The 17,208-nt window shown below is 73.3% G+C and carries 14 protein-coding genes; 8 read left to right on the top strand and 6 right to left on the bottom strand.

Annotated elements, in window-relative coordinates; translation table 11 throughout:
• Positions 1-175 precede the first annotated feature (175 nt).
• From OG867_RS09435 to OG867_RS09425, 3 genes are all read right to left on the bottom strand, one after another.
• On the bottom strand, positions 176-403 hold the full coding sequence (locus OG867_RS09435; protein ID WP_328902193.1) for a DUF3107 domain-containing protein: 228 nt from the start codon (positions 401-403) through the stop codon (positions 176-178).
• A gap of 131 nt (positions 404-534) precedes the next feature.
• Positions 535-1,176, bottom strand: a complete 642-nt coding sequence (locus OG867_RS09430; RefSeq protein ID WP_018105511.1) for a TetR/AcrR family transcriptional regulator — start codon at positions 1,174-1,176, stop codon at positions 535-537.
• A gap of 168 nt (positions 1,177-1,344) precedes the next feature.
• On the bottom strand, positions 1,345-1,560 hold the full coding sequence (locus tag OG867_RS09425; RefSeq protein ID WP_328902194.1) for a hypothetical protein: 216 nt from the start codon (positions 1,558-1,560) through the stop codon (positions 1,345-1,347).
• Between the two features lie 110 nt (positions 1,561-1,670).
• Here OG867_RS09425 and OG867_RS09420 point away from each other — a divergent pair, with 110 nt between their 5' ends.
• From OG867_RS09420 to moeZ, 7 genes are all read left to right on the top strand, one after another.
• Positions 1,671-2,636 carry an alpha/beta fold hydrolase gene (locus OG867_RS09420; RefSeq protein ID WP_406284246.1) on the top strand — a complete coding sequence of 322 codons (966 nt, stop codon included), beginning with the start codon at positions 1,671-1,673 and terminating at the stop codon, positions 2,634-2,636.
• Positions 2,621-3,949 (top strand): DUF3152 domain-containing protein, encoded by a 1,329-nt coding sequence (locus tag OG867_RS09415; protein ID WP_406284244.1) that lies wholly within the window; start codon positions 2,621-2,623, stop codon positions 3,947-3,949. The genes OG867_RS09420 and OG867_RS09415 overlap by 16 nt, the downstream gene beginning before the upstream one ends.
• 180 nt (positions 3,950-4,129) lie before the next feature.
• Positions 4,130-5,869: a glycosyltransferase gene (locus OG867_RS09410; RefSeq protein WP_406284242.1), complete on the top strand. Its 1,740-nt coding sequence runs from the start codon at positions 4,130-4,132 to the stop codon at positions 5,867-5,869.
• 52 nt (positions 5,870-5,921) lie between these two features.
• On the top strand, positions 5,922-7,124 hold the full coding sequence (locus OG867_RS09405) for a hypothetical protein (protein ID WP_406290856.1): 1,203 nt from the start codon (positions 5,922-5,924) through the stop codon (positions 7,122-7,124).
• Between the two features lie 162 nt (positions 7,125-7,286).
• Positions 7,287-8,252 carry an NAD(P)-dependent oxidoreductase gene (locus tag OG867_RS09400; protein WP_073964087.1) on the top strand — a complete coding sequence of 322 codons (966 nt, stop codon included), beginning with the start codon at positions 7,287-7,289 and terminating at the stop codon, positions 8,250-8,252.
• Positions 8,240-9,076 carry a spherulation-specific family 4 protein gene (locus OG867_RS09395; RefSeq protein ID WP_328902198.1) on the top strand — a complete coding sequence of 279 codons (837 nt, stop codon included), beginning with the start codon at positions 8,240-8,242 and terminating at the stop codon, positions 9,074-9,076. Before OG867_RS09400 ends, OG867_RS09395 begins: the two co-directional genes overlap by 13 nt.
• An 85-nt stretch (positions 9,077-9,161) precedes the next feature.
• Positions 9,162-10,340: an adenylyltransferase/sulfurtransferase MoeZ gene (moeZ, locus tag OG867_RS09390; RefSeq protein ID WP_328902199.1), complete on the top strand. Its 1,179-nt coding sequence runs from the start codon at positions 9,162-9,164 to the stop codon at positions 10,338-10,340.
• Between the two features lie 62 nt (positions 10,341-10,402).
• Here the strand turns inward: moeZ and OG867_RS09385 are convergent, their stop codons facing one another.
• The 3 genes from OG867_RS09385 to OG867_RS09375 all read right to left on the bottom strand — a co-directional run bounded on the left by OG867_RS09385 (position 10,403) and on the right by OG867_RS09375 (position 16,411).
• Complete coding sequence (locus OG867_RS09385; RefSeq protein ID WP_406284238.1) at positions 10,403-11,920, bottom strand: alpha/beta hydrolase; 1,518 nt, start codon at positions 11,918-11,920, stop codon at positions 10,403-10,405.
• 73 nt (positions 11,921-11,993) lie between these two features.
• The gene (locus tag OG867_RS09380) at positions 11,994-13,595 is read right to left on the bottom strand and encodes an alpha/beta hydrolase (protein ID WP_406284236.1); all 1,602 of its coding nucleotides are present in this window, start codon (positions 13,593-13,595) and stop codon (positions 11,994-11,996) included.
• A 113-nt stretch (positions 13,596-13,708) separates the two neighbouring features.
• Complete coding sequence (locus OG867_RS09375; RefSeq protein ID WP_406284234.1) at positions 13,709-16,411, bottom strand: lysylphosphatidylglycerol synthase domain-containing protein; 2,703 nt, start codon at positions 16,409-16,411, stop codon at positions 13,709-13,711.
• Positions 16,412-16,647: 236 nt separating this feature from the next.
• Between OG867_RS09375 and OG867_RS09370 the strand changes: the two genes are divergently transcribed.
• Positions 16,648-17,034: an MGMT family protein gene (locus tag OG867_RS09370; protein WP_406284232.1), complete on the top strand. Its 387-nt coding sequence runs from the start codon at positions 16,648-16,650 to the stop codon at positions 17,032-17,034.
• The last annotated feature ends 174 nt before the right edge of the window (positions 17,035-17,208 follow it).

Here is a 17,208-nt window from a genome sequence, read left to right as displayed (position 1 = left end):
CAGCTATACGGAACGGGCGCTTCGGTCCTGCTGTACTACCCGTGAGCGGCCGCTCACAACCCTCCCGCGCACAGGCTTCGCCCAGCCGCCGCACAGCCGGCCCCGGGGTACGGGCACCGAATGAGGAGCGGCCCGGCGGGAAATCCCGCCGGGCCGCTCCTCGCGTTCGTACGCTCTACAGCGCGCCGAACCCCACCCGTCGGGTGCTGGGCTCGCCGATCTCCACGTAGGCGATCCGGTCGGCCGGCACCAGGACCTTGCGGCCCTTCTCGTCCGTGAGGCTGAGCAGCTGCGCCTTGCCGGCGAGAGCCTCGGACACCGCGCTCTCGACCTCTTCGGCGGAAAGCCCGCTCTCCAGAACGATCTCCCGGGGCGAGTGCTGCACCCCGATCTTGACCTCCACGGCTATGTCCCTCCGACGGTCAGTCCCTGCGCGGCGAACCGCGCCGTACGCAGCACACATTAGCCCGCTGAAGGGACTCGTCAGGGCGCCCCCGGCCACGCCCGCAGCGAACACGGGCGGCCGCCGGGCGGTCAGTGCTGATCGATGCCGTGCAGGGGGAAGCCGGCGATGCCGCGCCAGGCCAGCGAGGTGAGCAGCTGGACCGCGGTGTCGCGCGGAATGGCCGACCGGCTCGACAGCCAGTAGCGGGCGACCACCTGGGACACCCCGCCGAGGCCCACCGCGAGGAGCATGGACTCGTCCTTGGACAGGCCCGTGTCACCCGCGATCACGTCGGAGATCGCCTCGGCGCACTGGAGCGAGACCCGGTCCACGCGCTCGCGCACGGCGGGCTCGTTGGTCAGGTCGGACTCGAAGACCAGCCGGAAGGCGCCGCCCTCGTCCTCCACGTACGCGAAGTACGCGTCCATCGTCGCGGCGACGCGCAGCTTGTTGTCCGTGGTCGACGCCAGCGCCGTACGCACCGCCTGGAGCAGCGACTCGCAGTGCTGGTCGAGAAGGGCCAGGTAGAGCTCCAGCTTGCCCGGGAAGTGCTGGTAGAGCACCGGCTTGCTGACTCCGGCGCGCTCCGCGATGTCGTCCATCGCCGCGGAGTGGTAGCCCTGCGCGACGAAGACCTCCTGCGCGGCTCCCAGCAGCTGGTTGCGTCGGGCGCGGCGGGGCAGGCGAGTGCCCCGCGGGCGCGCCGCCTCGGTCTGCTCGATGGCTGTCACGCCGCCTCCCAAATTCGTGGTCCGACACAGCCGTTCCGTACGTGCCGCGCCATACCGACATCGTACTTTTGGGTAACCCCGGTATGCGCGGCGCGGACGCAGAATTTCACGGACCGGACGACTGCGGTAGCCGCAGATCGCCCCTTCCTGTGCGCAGAGCGGGACGTATCAGCGGTAATCGTCCTCATCCTGTGGAACCACGCGGGCCTGGTCCGCCGCGTCCGCCTCGCTGGCGCCGCCGCGGTCGAGGTCCGTGAGCGGTTCGTCGCTCTCCGGACGGAGGCCGGTGTGCTGCTCGGCGGCGTCCGCCTCGGGCGTCTCCTGGTCGGGTTCGTCCGGCTGGACGTCCTCGAAGGTCTCCGGCTCCCTCGGGTCGACCGTCATGGTGACTCCCTTCCTCGGTTCGAGCCTATGAGGTACCCGGTAAAGCCGCTATGCGATCGTGTGACGGCGAACACATGAACCCCGGTGTGATCATCTCGTAACATTGCCGCATGTCTTCGACCGAGCTGCCGGGAGTCCGCGCCGCCGCCGCGGCGGTGTCCCCCACGGTGAGCGCCGTCCGGGTCGCGGAGGGGGAGCGGCTGCGCTCCGTCGAGCTGCCCGGGCTGACGCTCACCATCCGTTCGCGGCCGTCCCGGGGGCCCGGGCTGCCGTCCGCCCTCTTCGTGCACGGCCTCGGCGGCTCCTCGCAGAACTGGTCGGCCCTGATGCCGCTCCTGGAGGACCTGGCCGACTGCGAGGCGGTCGACCTGCCCGGCTTCGGCGACTCGCCGCCCCCGGACGACGGGAATTACTCGGTCACCGGACACGCCCGCGCGGTCATCCGCCTCCTGGATGCCCAGGAGCGCGGCCCCGTCCACCTGTTCGGCAACTCGATGGGCGGCGCGGTCGCCACCCGGGTCGCCGCGGTCCGCCCCGACCTGGTGCGTACGCTCACGCTGATCTCACCCGCGCTGCCCGAGATCCGGGTCCAGCGCACGGCCGCCCCGACCGCCCTGCTCGCACTGCCGGGCGTCGCCTCCCTGTTCGCCCGGCTGTCCCGGGACTGGACCGCGGAGGAACGCACCCGCGGAGTCATGGCACTCTGTTACGGCGATCCGGCACGGGTCTCCGAGGCGGGCTTCCGCGACGCGGTGGCCGAAATGGAGCGCCGGCTGGAACTGCCGTACTTCTGGGACGCCATGGCGCGTTCCGCCCGTGGCATCGTCGACGCGTACACGCTGGGCGGACAGCACGGGCTGTGGCGCCAGGCCGAGCGGGTGCTCGCGCCGACCCAGCTGGTGTACGGCGGACGAGACCAGCTCGTCTCGTTCCGGATGGCCCGCAGGGCGTCCGCGGCCTTCCGCGACGCGCGCCTGCTGACACTGCCCGATGCCGGGCACGTGGCGATGATGGAGTACCCGGAGACGGTCGCCCAGGCGTTCCGGGAATTGCTCGACGAATGCGGCGGGAGCTGATCCAGGGCGTGGGACGACACAGCCGGAAGGGCCCTGCGCCCAGCGCGCCGGCAACCGGGCAGGCGGAGCCGGACGAAGCGGGGCGCGAGGCCGCCCGGCCCGTCGCCGGCAGCGGACGGCGCAGACGGCAGGCGGGACCCGCACCCTTCGCGGGGGCGCCCGAGGTGCGCGGCGGCCACCCCGAACAGCGTGAAGCGGGCGGCGGCTGGGGCGCGGGCCCCCTGCGCGCCCCTTCCCGCCCCGGCCTCCAGGCGCCCGCACCCGGCGCGCGCCCCGGCGCTCCGCGCCCCCCGCACCGTCAGCAGGCCGCCGGCACCCGGCCGCCGATACCGGGTCCGCGGCGCGAGTTCGTGGAAGCCTTCGACAGCCCGCCCGCACCGCCCGCCCCGCGCCGGCGCGGCCCGGTGGCCGAGGACCCGTACCGCTCCGTCGCCGACTGGGACACCCGCGAGCCGGAGACCCCGCGCGACGAGGGCACGGCCCCGGCCAGGGAGGCCAAGGGCGGCAAGGGCCGTACGTTCACCGGGATCGCGGCCGCCGCGGTGACCACCGTCCTCGCGGTCGTGGTGGCCGGGCAGGTCGCCCACGACGGCACCTCGGGGAACGGCGCCGCGCAGGCCGCGGGGGTGGACCGGGACGGCGCGGACAACGCCTCCCGTTCGGACAGCCGTACGACCCCCTCGCCCAAGGCGGCGGCCGTCAAGCCCCTGACGTACGAACAGAAGATGGCCAAGCCCTATCCGCTCTCGCCGGCGCTGACGGGCTCGGGGAAGTTCGAGACCGTGCCCGGCTCCGCCAAGGCGCCCGGCAAGGGGACGGTCCACCGCTACCGGATCGACGTGGAGAAGGGCCTCGGTCTCGACGCCCGGCTGTTCGCCCAGGCCGTTCAGAAGACCCTCAACGACGACCGGAGCTGGGCGCACGACGGCGCCATGACCTTCGAACGGGTCTCCGAGGGAAAGCCGGACTTCGTCATCACGCTGGCCAGCCCCGGCACCACCGGCGCGTGGTGCGCCAAGTCCGGCCTGGACACCATGGAGGACAACGTCTCCTGCGACTCGGCCGCCACCGAGCGCGTGATGATCAACGCCTACCGCTGGGCGCAGGGTTCGGCCACCTTCGGACCGGACAAGCTGTACGCGTACCGGCAGATGCTCATCAACCACGAGGTCGGCCACCGGCTCGGCCACAACCATGTGAGCTGCCGGACGGAGGGCGCGCTCGCGCCGGTCATGCAGCAGCAGACCAAGACGCTGGACCTCGACGGCATCAAGTGCCGCCCCAACCCGTGGGTCCACCCCACCTCTGAGTAACCCTCAGTTTCTATAGCGCGACAGAACGCTATTCCGCCGGGAAAGTTACGCCGGTTCACCCCTTTCGGTGGCGCGATGGACAACCGTCCGTCGCGCCACCGGCGTATCCGCTTACGGTCGTCCCGCCGCGAGTCGCCGAAGGAACGGCGGCCGCTCACAAGGGAGAACGGGGGTGCGCTCGTGCGGATCGGACTGCTCACCGACGGTGGTTATCCGTACGCGACCGGTGAGTCCAGGCTCTGGTGCGACCGGCTCGTACGCGGGCTCGCACAGCACGAGTTCGACCTCTTCGCGCTCAGCCGTTCCGCCGAACAGGAGGCGGCCGGCTGGGTCCGGCTCCCTCCCCAGGTCGCCGGCGTCCGCACCGCGCCCCTGTGGACCGCCGACGAGGACGCCCTCGGCCTGCACGCCCCCCGGGGACCGCTCGCCCGGCTGCTGACCGGCGGGGGCGCGCGGACGTACGCCCGGCGCGAACGGCGGCGCTTCGCCGCGCACTTCGCCGACCTCGTGGCCTCCGTCTGCGCCGCCGCGGCCCCGGAGCGAGGCCGTACGGACGCGGGCCGCACGGAAGGCGGCGCCGCATCCCGGCTCGCGGACGAGCGGTTCACCCGCGGGCTCTACGGCCTGGCCGAACTCGCCTGGGAACACGGCGGACTGCCCGCCGCCCTGCGCTCCGAGACGGCCGTGCGCATCCTGGAGGCCGCCTGCCGGGCCCCCGGCACCGGACGCACCGTGCAGACCGCCGCCGTCACCGACCTGCTCGCCTTCACCGCCGAGCTGGACCGGGTGCTGCGCCCCCTCTCCCTCGACTGGTACGAGGAGGACGGCCTCGGTGCCGTGGACCTCTGCCACGCGACGGCGGGCGGTGCCGCCGCCCTGCCGGGCCTGCTGGCCAAACGCTTCTTCGGGGTGCCGCTGCTGGTCACCGAGCACGCCGTCCGGGTCCGGGCGCACTACCTCGCGTCGGGCGGTGCGCCGGTGAGCGCGCCGGTGCGCGCCCTCCTCGCCAACCTGCACGGACGGCTCGCCGCTGAGGTGTACCGGCAGGCCGACCTCATCACCCCCGGCAACACCCACGCCCGCCGCTGGCAGGAGCGCTGCGGGGCCGACCCCGCGAAGCTGCGGACCGTGTACCCGGGCATGGAGGCGGCCCGGTTCGCCGCGCTCGGCGAGAGCGAGGACGACGGCGGGCCCGACACGCTCGTCTGGGTCGGCCGCATCGAGCCCGCCAAGGACCTGATCGGCCTCCTGCACGCCTTCGCCGAGGTGCGCCTCGCCGAGCCGGACGCCCGGCTGCGGATCATCGGAGCCCCGGCCCCGGGCCCGGCGGGCGCCGCCTACCTGGCCCGCTGCCGCGCCCTGGCCGCCCAGCTCTTCCCCGAGGCGGACGCGGTCGGCTTCGAGGAGATCGGCGGACCCGAGGTCCCGGAGCTGTCCCAGGCGTACGCGGCGGGTGGGGTCGTGGTCCTCTCCAGCGTGGTCGAGGGCTTCCCGATCAGCCTGGTCGAGGCGATGTTCTGCGGCCGGGCCACGGTGTCCACGGACGTCGGCGCGGTGGTCGAGGTCATCGGCGGTACGGGGCTCGTGGTCCCGCCGCGCAACCCCCGGGCGCTCGCGGACGCCTGCGTCGCGCTCCTGCGCGACCCCGAGCGCCGTGCACGCCTGGGTGCGGCGGCGCGCGCCCGGGCGCTCGAACTCTTCACCGTCGAACAGAATCTCGCCGCCTTCCACGGCATCTACCTGGAGCTGATCGTCCGGGCGCCGGTACGCGAGAGGCCGCACCCCGCCCCGCACGACGGCCCGCGCCCCTTCGCCACCCCGCCGGAGGCCCACGTCCTTGGCCACTGGCCGGAGCCGGCAGGACCGGAGCGCGCGGACCGCACCCCCAGCTGGGCCGGCGCCGGGAGCGGCGATGCGTAGCCACGAGACGGCAGCCCAGGCACCGGGCGAACAGCACCACGGAGGAACGACGATGAGCCGCGAGGGCCACCAGGGGGACGCCGCCTCGGCGGGGGAGCTCGCGCCCGGGGACGCGCCCGCGCGCGCCCCCGAAGTGGCGCACGCACACCCCGCCTCCGCCCTGCGCAAGGCCGCCGTCGGGCGGCGGGGGACCGCCGACCCGGTGCGGGCGCTCATGCACCGTCACCGGGAGCTGTGCGAACGGGCCGTCGACCCGCTGGAGATCGCCGCCGGCCTGGAGGCCCACGGGGTCACCGACCGCACCGCCGCCCGCTACCGGCACCGGGACGTGTTCTCGCTCGCCGAGGAGCTCTTCGCACGGGTCCCCGCGGTCGCGGGGGAGCCCGTGGCGACGGGCCCCGCTCCGGCGCGCGACGGCACCACGCGCGCCGCCTGGTCCCTGCGCGCCCTGCTGCCCGGCGCCGCCTGCCTCGCGACCCTCGTCGCGCTCGGGCTGACCGGCGGGGTGCTCGGCGGCGACGCCCGCCTCGCCCTCGGCTCCGCCGGGACGCTCCTCGCGCTCACCGGCCTCGCCCTCGCCCTGCGCACCGGACCGCTCAGCGCCCGGGACGGGGCGGGGTCGTCCGGCGCCGCCGCGCTCGGCGCCTGCTGGCTGCTCGGCTACGTCCTGTACGGCGACGACCTGCTCCACCAGGTCCTCAGCGGCGGCCCCGAGGGCCCCTGGACGCTGACCCCGGCACCCCTGCTCGGGCTCGCCGTCGCGGTGGCCCCGGCCGCCTGGTGCGCCCACCTCTTCGCCCTCGCCGCGCACCGCCGGCTGCACGGCAGCCATGCGCTGGAGGAGTTCGGGGCGGGCGTGCGCCCCCTGCTCTTCGGTGTCGTCGCGCTCTTCGCCTGCGCCCTCGCCGCACTGCTCTACCTGGCCCGGCTCGGCTTCGGCACCGGCGGCTCACCGGCCGGGGCCGCCGCCCTCGGGATGCTGCTCCTGCTGGCCCGCCTGCTGACCGTCCACGGCTTCCCCGAACCGGCCGCCACCGGACTCGCCGCCGCCTGCGCCATGGAGGCCGCAGCCCCCGCCCTGATCCTGGCCGGGCGGCTGCCCGGGCTCCACGCGGTCGCCCGCCCCGTCGACGCCCTCATCGAGGCGGCGGGCCCCGGGGTCGTGCCCGTACTGGCCTGCGGCACCGCCGCGTTCGGCCTGCTGATCACCGCCGTCCTCGCCCTCTCCCGGGCCTCCGCCCACGCCGCCCCCTGAGGCGGTCCCCCGATTCCCCCGCGGAGCCGACGCCGCGGGCCGTCACCACTCGAACCGTACGCAGCGTTGCGCACGGGACAGCCCTCAAGGAGACACCGACATGACCCGCCAATCCCCCGCACCGGCAGCCCGCCGTCGGCCCTCAGGCCGGGGCGGTGCGCGATGAGGGTGCTGCTGCTCGGAGCCAACGGATTCATCGGCCGGTTCGTGGCCGACCGGCTGCTCGCCGACCCCGCCGTCCACCTCACGGCCCTCGGCCGCGGCGACGACGCCGACGTCCGGTTCGACCTCGCGACCGGCAGCCCCGGAGCCCTCACCCGCTTCCTGGACGCCGTCCACCCCGGGGTCGTCGTCAACTGCGCCGGCGCGACCCGGGGCGGCGCGCGCGACCTCACCCGGCACAACACCGTCGCCGTCGCCACCGTCTGCGAGGCGATGCGGCGCAGCCGCTGCACCGCCCGCCTGGTCCAGGTCGGCTGCGCGTCGGAGTACGGGCCCTCGCAGCCCGGGTCGTCCACCGCCGAGGACGCCATCCCGCGCCCCGGCGGCCCGTACGGCGTCAGCAAGCTCGCCGCCACCGAGCTGGTCCTCGGCTCCGGGCTCGACGCGGTCGTCCTGCGGGTCTTCTCCCCGGTCGGGCCCGGCACCCCGGCCGGTTCCCCGCTCGGCCGGCTCGCCGAGGCGATGCGCCGCACCATGCAGGCCGGCGACGGCGAGCTGAAGCTCAGCGGCCTCGGCGTGCAGCGGGACTTCGTGGACGTACGCGATGTGGCGCGGGCCGTCCACGCCGCCTCGCTCTCCGCCGCGCAGGGCGTCGTCAACATCGGCACCGGCCGGGCCGTCCGGCTGCGCGACGCGGCGGCCGTCCTCGCCAAGGTCGCCGGATACGCCGGCGCGCTCCACGAGCTGGACACGCCCCCCGCCCGCCTCCCCATCGGCGCGCCCCGCACCTCCACCGAGTCGGTCATCGAACACCTCTCGGCCACCCCGTCCCCGTACCCGGACGGCTGCGGCGCCTGGCAGCAGGCCGACGTGCGCACCGCGCGGGACCGGCTCGGCTGGCGCCCCCGGATCAACCTGGAGGAATCGCTCGCCGACATCTGGATGGAGGCGGCGTGCCGTATCTGACCAGCACCGGCACCGCCCGGCGCGCCAGCGGCGCCGACCGGCTCGGCTTCGGCGTTCCCGGCTACGCCCACCCGCTGCTCGCCCCCGCCGAGTGGGCCGAGCTGAGCCGTCCCGGCACTCCGCTGCACTGGGCCGTCCTCAACATCGACAACGGCCCCGGCACCAGGCCCGACCCGCACTGCCTGGAGGCGGCCGGCCGACTCCGCAACGCCCGCGCCCGCGCGCTGCGCGACGGGGGCCCGCTCGACGCCGTACGGGCCTCCGGCGGCAGGCTGCTCGGGCAGCTCGATCTCGCCCACGGCACCCGGCCGTTCGGGGAACTCCTCGCCGACGCCCGGTCGTACCTGGACTGGTACCGGGTGGACGGCTTCTACCTGGACCGCTGCCCGGCCGGCCGCGCCGAGCTGCCCGTCGTCCGCCGGCTCACCGGCACCCTGCGGGCCTTCCTGGGGAAGGACGACGGGCACCTCGTGCTGGGGCACGACACCCACCCGTATCCCGGGTACGCGGAGACGGGGGACCAACTCGTCACGTTCCGGGGGGCGTGGAGCGACTACCGCTGGTCGCAGGTGGCGGAGTGGACCGCGGCCTACCCGCCCGGCCGCTTCGCACACTTCGTACACGGTGTTCCGCGCACGCATCTTGAGGAGGCGATGCGCGTCGCCCGCTGGCAGGGCGCCGGGACGATCTTCTTCACCGACCGCGGCGGACGGTCCGGCCCGGGGAACGACCGGAACGGCTGCGGACAAAGCGATCCATTCGCGGCACTGCCCAGGTACTGGGACGAAATCGTCTCGCGGATCGGACCCGGTATCTCGGAATGAGAGGGGGCGTGGCAGTGTTACGGGAAGAACAACCGTACGTAGTCGAAGTACGTAGAAACCGACCACCTGCATTGTTGAGGTTCCTGTGTCGCTGCCACCCCTGGTCGAGCCAGCTGCTGAGCTCACCGTCGACGAGGTCCGCAGGTACTCCCGCCACCTGATCATCCCGGATGTCGGGATGGACGGGCAGAAGCGGCTGAAGAACGCGAAGGTGCTCGTCGTGGGCGCCGGCGGCCTCGGTTCGCCGGCCCTGATGTACCTGGCCGCGGCCGGTGTCGGCACGCTCGGCATCGTGGAGTTCGACGAGGTCGACGAGTCGAACCTGCAGCGCCAGATCATCCACAGCCAGTCCGACATCGGCAAGTCCAAGGCCCTGTCGGCCAAGGAGACCGTCGAGGGCATCAACCCCCTGGTCAACGTGGTTCTTCACGAGGAGCGGCTCGAAGCCGAGAACGTGAAGGAGATCTTCGCCGCGTACGACCTGATCGTGGACGGCACGGACAACTTCGCCACCCGCTATCTCGTCAACGACGCCGCGGTCCTGCTGAACAAGCCCTACGTCTGGGGCTCGATCTACCGCTTCGACGGCCAGGCGTCCGTGTTCTGGTCCGAGCACGGTCCCTGCTACCGCTGCCTCTACCCGGAGCCGCCCCCGCCGGGCATGGTTCCGTCCTGCGCCGAGGGCGGCGTCCTCGGTGTGCTCTGCGCCTCCATCGGCTCGATCCAGGTCAACGAGGCCATCAAGCTGCTCGCCGGCATCGGCGACCCGCTGGTCGGCCGGCTGATGATCTACGACGCCCTGGAGATGCAGTACCGCCAGGTCAAGGTGCGCAAGGACCCCGACTGCGCGGTCTGCGGCGAGAACCCCACCGTCACCGAGCTCATCGACTATGAGGCGTTCTGCGGCGTCGTGTCGGAGGAGGCCCAGGAGGCGGCGGCCGGTTCGACCATCACTCCGAAGCAGCTCAAGGAGTGGATCGACGCGGACGAGAAGATCGAGATCATCGACGTCCGTGAGCCGAACGAGTACGAGATCGTCGCGATCCCGGGCTCCCGGCTGATCCCGAAGAACGAGTTCCTGATGGGCAACGCCCTCCAGGACCTCCCGCAGGACAGGCGCATCGTGCTGAACTGCAAGACGGGTGTCCGCAGTGCGGAAGTCCTCGCGGTCCTCAAGTCGGCGGGCTTCGCCGACGCGGTCCACGTGGGCGGCGGCGTGATCGGCTGGGTCAACCAGATCGAGCCCGAGAAGCCGGTCTACTAGAAGACCTCGAAGGGGCCGGTCCGCATCGCGCGGGCCGGCCCCTTCGGCGTTCGCGGGTGGCGTTACGAGCAGGTCGTGCCGTCCTCCGGGACCTTCCCGTCCAGGAAGTACGTGTCCACGGTCGACGTCACGCAGCTGTTGCCGCCGTAAGCGCCGTGCCCCTCGCCCTTGTTGGAGAGCAGCACGCCGACGCCCTCGCCCAGCTCGTCCGCCATCCGGCGAGCGCCCTCGTACGGCGTGGCCGGGTCGCCCGTCGTGCCCACGACCAGGATCGGACCGGCACCCGGAGCGCTCGCCTCCGGGTTGTCGTGCTCGCCTTCCACCGGCCAGCCGGAGCACCAGCCCGCCGTGTCCCAGGCCAGGAACGGGCCGAAGACCGGGGACAGCTTCTCGAACTCCGGCAGCAGCGCTTTCGCCTCGGCCGCCGTGGGCCGCGCCGTTCCGTCCGCGCAGGAGATGGCCCGCTGCGAGTGGTTCTGGGTGTCGTAGTGGCCGTTCTCGTCCCGGCCGTTGTACGAGTCGGCGAGCTGGAGCAGCAGGGCGCCGCTGCCGTCCTCCGCCTCGTCCAGGGCACGGGTGAGGGTGGGCCAGCTGTCCTTGGAGTAGAGGGGGGTCACGATGCCCGTGATCGCCAGCGACTCGTTGAGCTCGCGGTCCGTGCCGGTCGGCAGCGGCTCGGCGTCGATCCGCTTCAGCAGCGCCGCGATCCGCCGGGCGCCCGCCTTCGGGTCCTGGCCGCGGTCCTTGAGGTAGTTCTCCAGGGCCCGCTGGAAGCCGGTCGCCTGGTTGCGCGCGTGCCCGGTGGTGTCCGCGGTCGGGTCGACCACCGCGTCGAGGACCGTACGCCCTACGTTCTCCGGGAAGAGGTGGGCGTACGTGCCGCCCAGCTCGGTGCCGTACGACATTCCGAAGTACGTCAGCTTCTCGTCCCCGAGGGCCTGGCGGATCACGTCCATGTCGCGGGCGGCGTTCGTCGTGCCGACGTACGGGAGGACCTTGCCGGACAGGCGGGCGCAGCCGGCGCCGAAGTCGGCGCCGTCCGCCATGAACGCCGCCTCCTCGGCCGCCGTGTCCGGGGTCATGTCCACACTCTGGAACGCCTTCTCCTGCGCCTTGTCGTCGCGGCACCGCACCCCGGCGCTCTGCGCCACCCCGCGCGGGTCGAAGCCCACCAGGTCGTAACGGGAGTTGAGGGTGGCGTACCCGGCGGCGGCGCGCGGCAGGATCGAGACGCCTGAGCCGCCGGGTCCGCCGAAGTCGAAGAGCATCGAGCCCAGGCGCTTGGACGTGTCCGTGGCCTCCTTGCGGATCAGGGCGATGCCGATCGTGTCGCCCTCGGGCTTCGCGTAGTCCAGCGGCACCTTCACCGTCGCGCACCGCCACTCGGAGCCCGGCTGCTCGCCGCCCTCGGGGGCCTCGCAACGGTTCCAGGCCAGGCGCTGCGAGGCGGACGACGAGGTGGTGCCGCCGTCCGCCCGTTCGCCCGGCTTGTCGTCCGTACCGTCCTCGCAGCCCGCGAGCACTCCCGTCAGCAGCAGTGCGGCGGCGGCCAGCGCGCCGGCCCGTGCGTGTGCGACCACGTGTGCGTTCCCTCCCCGTCGAGCGCTGCCCGTACGGCAGTTCGCTCATCGTAGGGGGGCTCCGCGCGGGCCCTCAGCCGCAGACCGTGCCCGCCTCCGGGGTCCTGCCGTCGAGCAGATAGCCGCCGACCGCCTTCTGCACGCAGGCGTCGCCGCTGTTGTACGCGCCGTGGCCCTGGCCCTTGTACGTCATCTGTACGCCGACGTCCTCGCCCAGCTCGTCGGCCATCGCCTCGGCGCCCTCGTACGGGGTCGCCGGGTCGCCGGTGTTGCCGATGACGAGGATGGGGGCGGAGCCGGGGGCGCTGACGTCGGGGGTCTTCCAGGTGCCCTTGACCGGCCAGTCGGTACAGCCCATCAGGCCCCAGCCCAGGTAGTTCCCGAAGACCGCCGAGGCGTCGCGGAATTCGGGGAGCTTCGCCCTGGTCTGCTCCAGTGTGAACCGCTCGCGCGAGTCGGCGCAGCTGATCGCGGAGTAGGCGGCGGCGGAGTTGTCGTAGCGCCCGTCGTCGGAGCGGCCGTTGAGGGAGTCGGCGAGCGCCAGGAGCAGGGAGCCGTTCCCGCCGTCGGCCTCGTCCACACCCTGTTCCAGCAGCGGCCAGGTCTCCTTGGAGTAGAGGGCCGCCGCGATGCCGGTGGTGGCCTGGGTCTCGGTCAGCTTGCGGGCGCCGATGCCCTTGACGGGCTTCTTCTCCAGCTGGTCCAGCAGGGAGGCGATGCCCTTCTCGATCTCCTTCGCGTCGGAGCCGGGCAGCTTGCAGGCGTCGCCCCGGTCCGCGCAGTCCTTGGTGAAGTTCTCCAGGGCGAGCTGGAAGCCCTTGGCCTGGCTCAGCGAGGACTGCTCGGCGTCCTCGGTGGGGTCGACCACCGCGTCCAGGACCGCCCGGCCGACCTCCTTCGGGAAGAGGTGCGCGTAGACGCCGCCCAGCTCGGTGCCGTATGAGATGCCGAAGTAGTGCAGCTTGTCGTCGCCGAGCACCTGGCGCATCAGGTCCATGTCGCGGGCCGCGTTGGTGGTGCCGACATGCGGAAGCTGCTCGCCGGACCGTTTCTCGCAGGCGGCGGCGAACCTCTTGGTGTCCTGGACGAACGCCTTCTCCTCCGCCGCGTCGTCCGGGGTGCCGTCCTCCTGGTAGCGGGCGTCCAGCTGCTTGTCGGTCTCGCACTCGACGCCGTCGCTGTTCCCCACTCCGCGCGGGTCGAAGCTCACCAGGTCGTACCGGGCGCGCAGTTTGTCGTACGCCGTACCGAATGCGGGCAGGGTGGCGACGCCCGAGCCACCGGGGCCGCCGAAGTTGAAGATGAGCGAGCCGATCCGCTTCTTCGGGCTGATCGCCTTCGCGCGGATGAGCGCCAGCTCGATGGTGGCGCCGTCCGGCTTCGCGTAGTCGAGGGGGGCCTTCATGGAGGCGCACTCCCAGTTCGCCCCGCCGGGCAACGGGGACGGCGGCTTTCCGCCGCCCTGGGCCTGGGAAGGCGCGGGGCACTTCTTCCACGTCAGCTTCTGGGCGGCGAGGCCGGACGACGGGCTGCCGGTGGCGGCGTTCGCCGCGCGGGCCTGGCTCGTCGGGCCGGCGGCTTCCCTGTCACCGCCGTCCGCACAGCCGGCGAGGGGGAGCAGCACGGTCACGGTGGCGGCGAGGGCCGCGGCGCGCAGGGCAGGGGAGGTCCTCATCGCTCCATGCTGCGGTGGCGCCGGGGCGCGCGCACGGGGTGCCGGTCCAAGTGGGTGGCCCGTGCACGCAGGTCATCCCGCGCACCCGGGCCCTCCCGCTCAGCGCCCGGGTCTCAGATCTGCCCCTTGCGCGTGAGGTGGTTGAAGCACAGCCAGCCGGGAAGGACCGGCAGCCACAGGGTCATCAGCCGGAACAGCAGCACCGCCGGGGCGGCGACCTCCTTCGGCAGCCCGACCGCGATCAGACCCAGCGTCAGCGCGCCCTCGACGGCGCCCATGCCGCCCGGCGTCGGCGCGGCCGAGCCGAGCGCGTTGCCGGCGAGGAAGACCACCGCGATGCTCGCGTAGCTGAGGTGCGGGGTGTCCGGACCGCTGAACGCCCGGACCGAGGCGTCCAGGCACATCACGAAGAGACCGGTCAGCAGCAGCATCCCGCCGATCCCGGTGAGCAGCTTCTGGGGGCGCTGCACCACGTCGAGCATGCGGGGCACGACCCCGGCGAACAGCGACCGCACCCGGGTCACCACGAACTTCCGCAGGAACGGGATGGCGGTGACCACGAGGACCAGCACGGCGACCGTCAGCAGCCCGGCGATCACGGTCCTGGACGGGGTGAGCGAGGACGGCGTCTTCTCGGTGCCGGTCAGATAGCCGAAGGCGCCCAGCAGCAGGATGTGGCAGCCGAGGCCGAACAGCTGGGACGCGCCCACGCTCGCCACCGCGAGACCGGGCCGGACCCCGGAGCGCTGGAGGAACCGGGTGTTCAGTGCCACCCCGCCGACCGCCGCCGGTGCCACGATCTTCACGAACGACCCGGCGACCTGCGCCAGGACGGTCCGCCCGAACGACACCCGCTCGGGCACGAAGCCCAGCAGGCTCATCGCGGCGGCCACGTAACTCAGCGCCGAGAAGCCGAGCGCGGCGGCCACCCAGCCCCACTCCGCCTGCTCCACGACCGCTCCGAAGTCGGCCTCGGTGACCTGCGAGATCAGGAAGTACGCGGCGATGGCACCGGCGATGAAGCTGAACAGGGTGCGCGGCTTGATGCGTTCCAGCCGGACCGGCTCGACCGGCGCCTGCGGCCGGATCAGCAGGACCTCCCGGCGGATCTGGGAGAGCAGGTCCTCCTCGCGCGCCTCTTCGAGGGCGTCGTCCATGGCCCGCTTCTCGGCGCGCATCGACTTGCGGGCGGTCTTGCGGTCACCGTTCCTGGACAGCTCCGCGTCCTCGGCCCGGGCGCGCTTGGCCGCGTCCGACGCTTCGAGGACCGCCTCGCGTTCGCGCTGCGAGCGTTCCCGGGCGAGCCTGCGCAGCTGTGCCCGGGTGGAGCGGCTGAGCGCGATCGGCTGGAGGAGGGGCAGGCAGTCGGCGACCGCGTCGGGGCCGAGCACGGCGAGCGCGGCGGCCACGGCCCGCTCGGGGCCCACCCGCAGCCCGGTGGTGGTGAGCAGCTGCGCGACGTCCATCCGCAGGACCAGGTCACCGGCCGCGATCTCGCCGCCGCGCAGATCGGTGACGAACACCGTGCCGAAACGATCCACCAGTAGGGCGTCGCCGGTGAGCCTGCGGTGCGCGATCCGGCGCGACTGGAGGGCCTCCACCTGCTCCCAGGCCCCGCGCACCAGATCGTCGGTGATCTCGGAGTCCTCCAGGGCGTCCAGGGACCGGCCGCCGATGTGCTCGTAGACCAGCATCACGGCGTCCGGGCCGAGCTCGGAGGTGGCGATGAGCTTGGGCGCGTTGGCCCCGGCGGCGATGGCCGCGTACGCGAGCAGCGCCTCCTGCTCCAGCGCCTGGCGCAGCGACTGGATGGACCGCCGCTGGGTGATGCCGCGCAGGGTGAGCCTGCGCCACACCCGGTAGAAGAACCCCTGGGCCTGTTGTTCGCGGTCCACGACGGTCACGTCGAGCGGTGGCCCGTCCTCCAGGGAGACCAGATAGCGGCGTCCCCGGTCGCTCTGGTCGCCGGAGTCGGGCGCGTCGTCCGCCCGCATCGCGGTGACCGGCCGGAAACCGACGTGCCGCAGACCGGCCATCAGGTGCTGGCCGGTCGGGCGGACGTTCGGCGAGCCGACCGCGTACAGCGTGCCGTACGCCACCGTCCAGCCGATGAGCACCGTGAGCACGATGGAGAACGGGGTCGTGTAGCCGCCGACCAGCATCGCGAAGGCGTCCAGCAGCAGCACCATCCACAGCACGACCCGCCAGCGCGGCCGTCTCGCCATGCCCACCGCGGTCATGTAAGCGATCACGGGCGCGAGGTAGCCGTGTACGGGATCGGTGACCGCGTCGCCGGGCTGCGGCTGGGTCAGCGCGTCCTGGATGGTGCCGGAGGCGGACTTGGCGACCCACAGGTCGGTGGCGAGCGTCACCCCGTGCGCCAGGACCGCGGCCAGCACCCCGTCGGCGATCCGCAGCCCGTCGCGTTTGATCAGCCGCTCGATGGCGAAGGCGACCGGCACGAGCAGCACGGCGATGCTGGAGACCAGCCCGGCGAGCTTGATCAGCAGGTCGGGGGCCTGTCCGGTGCCTTTGTTGATGTCCTGTTCGAGGCCGGTGGTGGTGCCGTGGGCGAAGGCGGCGACGGAGAACAGCACGACGACCGCCAGCACCCCGATGAGCAGGCGCAGCAGGTCGGAGGGGCGGTGCACCCGGGCGGGCAGCAGGGGTTCGTCCCCGGAGACGCGCTCAGTGAGTGCCTCGTCGGCGGTGGCGAGCGTCGAGCCTGCCGGATACTCCGCGTCCGTCTCCGGCTGTCGCCGGTCACTGTCCGGACGCGGCTCGGCATCGGAGGCGTCGTCGGCCGCCTTCTGCACGCCCTGCTCCTTCGTCGCCTCTGATTGGTCTTCGTGTTCTCGTATCACCGGTCACCGCCCGCATGATGGTGGCACGGCCGATGGGCGCAAGGGGGCATCAGGGTGCGATGCGGGGGCGTGCGATGCGCAACATACGCTCCTTTCCCGCCGCGCGCACGCTGCGTGTGCGCGCGAACACGGTGAGGGCCTTTCGTCCTAGGCCGGGACTGTCGGTGGCGTGCGGCAGGATGGGGCGGATGAGCGAACACCCGACGGGCGACGCGCTGCCGGAGTACGCGGAGCGCGTGCTCGACGTCGCCGACCTGATCCCGCCCGGCCGCGTCATGACGTACGGCGATGTCGCGGAGTGGCTGGACGAGGGCGGCCCGCGCCAGGTCGGCCGGGTCATGGCGCTCTACGGGAGCGCGGCGCCGTGGTGGCGCGTGGTGCGCTCCGACGGCAGGCTGCTGCCCGGCCACGAGCTGCGCGCCCTGGACCACTACCGCGCGGAGAACACCCCGCTGCGCGAGGCCCCCGCGAGCGCGGAGGGCCACCTCCCGCGCCTGGACATGCGGCGCGCGCGATGGGACGGCGTGACGGGCGGCCCGGCGGCGGCCGGCGGCGGTGGGGGAGCTCACACCTGACAGCTTCGGCCATGGGGCGGCGGAACGGGCGGATCCGCGTCCGTACGGTGCGCGCGGGGCGCGGCCGGAAGAACGTGACGATCCCCGCAGCCGTCCCGCCGCATTCGGGGGGCGCGCCGGAGTAGCGTCTTCAGTTCGCGGCGGACGCCGCGCCCTCAGCACCCGTACACCCAC

Source organism: Streptomyces sp. NBC_00209 (genome assembly GCF_045206345.1).
Lineage (GTDB): Bacteria > Actinomycetota > Actinomycetes > Streptomycetales > Streptomycetaceae > Streptomyces.
This window is presented reverse-complemented; position numbering and strand designations above follow the sequence as displayed.

Excerpts from the sequence above, each read along its gene's own strand:
- OG867_RS09425 (WP_328902194.1), bottom strand. The coding sequence starts at position 1,560 with ATGACGGTCGACCCGAGGGAGCCGGAGACCTTCGAGGACGTCCAGCCG.
- OG867_RS09420 (WP_406284246.1), top strand. The coding sequence starts at position 1,671 with ATGTCTTCGACCGAGCTGCCGGGAGTCCGCGCCGCCGCCGCGGCGGTG.
- OG867_RS09415 (WP_406284244.1), top strand. The coding sequence starts at position 2,621 with ATGCGGCGGGAGCTGATCCAGGGCGTGGGACGACACAGCCGGAAGGGC.
- OG867_RS09405 (WP_406290856.1), top strand. The coding sequence starts at position 5,922 with ATGAGCCGCGAGGGCCACCAGGGGGACGCCGCCTCGGCGGGGGAGCTC.
- OG867_RS09400 (WP_073964087.1), top strand. The coding sequence starts at position 7,287 with ATGAGGGTGCTGCTGCTCGGAGCCAACGGATTCATCGGCCGGTTCGTG.
- OG867_RS09380 (WP_406284236.1), bottom strand. The coding sequence starts at position 13,595 with ATGAGGACCTCCCCTGCCCTGCGCGCCGCGGCCCTCGCCGCCACCGTG.
- OG867_RS09370 (WP_406284232.1), top strand. The coding sequence starts at position 16,648 with ATGAGCGAACACCCGACGGGCGACGCGCTGCCGGAGTACGCGGAGCGC.